Origin of the sequence: Dietzia maris, assembly GCF_014144855.1 — a bacterium.
In the GTDB taxonomy this organism is placed as follows: Bacteria; Actinomycetota; Actinomycetes; order Mycobacteriales; family Mycobacteriaceae; genus Dietzia; species Dietzia kunjamensis.
The window spans coordinates 1-1677 of record NZ_JAALDN010000155.1; the positions used below are offsets into that span (position 1 = coordinate 1).

Consider the following 1677-nt stretch of genomic DNA (forward strand, 5'->3'; position numbering starts at 1 on the left):
GATCGTCCACGGCATGTGGCTCTCGGCCGCCGCGCAGCACGCGGTGCAGGCCTCGGACGGGAAGACCCCCGCCCTGCGGATCGCCGGCTGGACCGCCCGCATGCTCGCCCCGGTCCGTCCGGGCGACCACATCAAGGTCCGTGCCGTGCAGACCGGCCGCCACGCCGGCGGCCAGGTCCTCGAGGTCACGTGCACGGTCGACGGCGCCACCGTCATGGCCGCCACCGCGCTGACCGAGGCCCCGCGCACCGTCTACGCCTTCCCCGGCCAGGGCATCCAGGCCAAGGGGATGGGCATGGAGGGCCGCACCCGCTGCCCCGCCGCCCGCGAGATCTGGGACCGCGCCGACAAGCACACCCGCTCCGCCCTCGGCTTCTCGATCCTGGCGCTCGTCCGCGAGAACCCCACCGAGGTCACCGTCCGCGGTGAGGTCCACCGGCACCCCGACGGCGTGCTCTACCTGACGCAGTTCACCCAGGTCGCCATGGCCTGCCTGGCGGTGGCGCAGCGCGCCGAGCTCGAGGCCGACGGCCTGCTCATCGAGGACGCGTACTTCGCGGGTCACTCGATCGGCGAGTACGACGCCCTGGCCGCCATCTCCGGCGTGCTGGCGTTGGAGCCGCTGCTGGAGATCGTCTTCCAGCGCGGGTCGACCATGCACCAGCTGGTGCCGCGGGACGCCCAGGGCCGCTCGGACTACCGCATGGCCGCGATCCGCCCGTCCCAGATGGGGATCTCGGATGACGAGGTCGCCGACTGGGTGGCCGGCGTGTCCCGCGAGTCCGGCGAGTTCATCGAGATCGTCAACTACAACCTGGCGGGCTCGCAGTACGCGCTCGCCGGGACCGTCGCCGGGTGCAAGGCACTGGAGAAGGCCGTGGAGCGGGAGCTCGCGGTCTCGGGCGGCAAGAACGCCTTCATCCTGGTGCCCGGCATCGACGTGCCGTTCCACTCCACCGTCCTGCGCGGAGGCGTCCCGGACTTCCGGGCCACCCTCGACGAGCTGATCCCGCACGACATCGACATCTCGGTGCTCGTGGGTCGCTACGTGCCGAACCTCGTGCCGCGCCTGTTCAGCCTCGAGCGCGACTTCGTGCAGGAGATCGCCGATCTCGTGCCGGCCGAGTCGCTGGCCGAGGTCCTCGCGAACTGGGACGAGTGGGCCGCCACCCCCACGCGACTGGGTCGCCTGCTGCTCGTGGAGCTGCTGGCCTGGCAGTTCGCCAGCCCGGTCCGGTGGATCGAGACCCAGGAGCTGTTCTTCACGCCCGTAGAGCGTGGCGGACTCGGTATCGAGCAGTTCATCGAGGTCGGTGTCTCCAACGCCCCGACCGTCGCGAACCTCGCCTCCAAGACCCTCGACCTGCCCACGCACCGCGGCCCCCGGGCCCAGGTGATCAACGTGGAGCGCGACTCGGCGACGTTGTACGGCACCCTGCCGCCCAGCGTGGAGGTCGACGACGACGAGCTGGACGCCGGCGACGGCTCCGCCTCCACCGGCTCCACCACCACTGGTTCGACCAACACCGCGGCTGCCGACCAGGCAGCCCCCACAGACCCCGCACCGGCCGTCAACACCCCCGGCACGGCCGGTGCGGACCGATCAGACGCGGCTCCGGCCGCGACCGCCGCCCCCGGTGCACCCCGCCCGGACGACCTCGAGTTCGGCGCGCCCGC

At 72.3% G+C, this 1677-nt stretch carries 1 protein-coding gene; it reads left to right on the forward strand.

The annotated features are described in order from the left end of the window. On the forward strand, positions 1-1677 hold a 1677-nt coding region (locus G6024_RS05800), incomplete at both ends, for an acyltransferase domain-containing protein (RefSeq protein ID WP_159148268.1).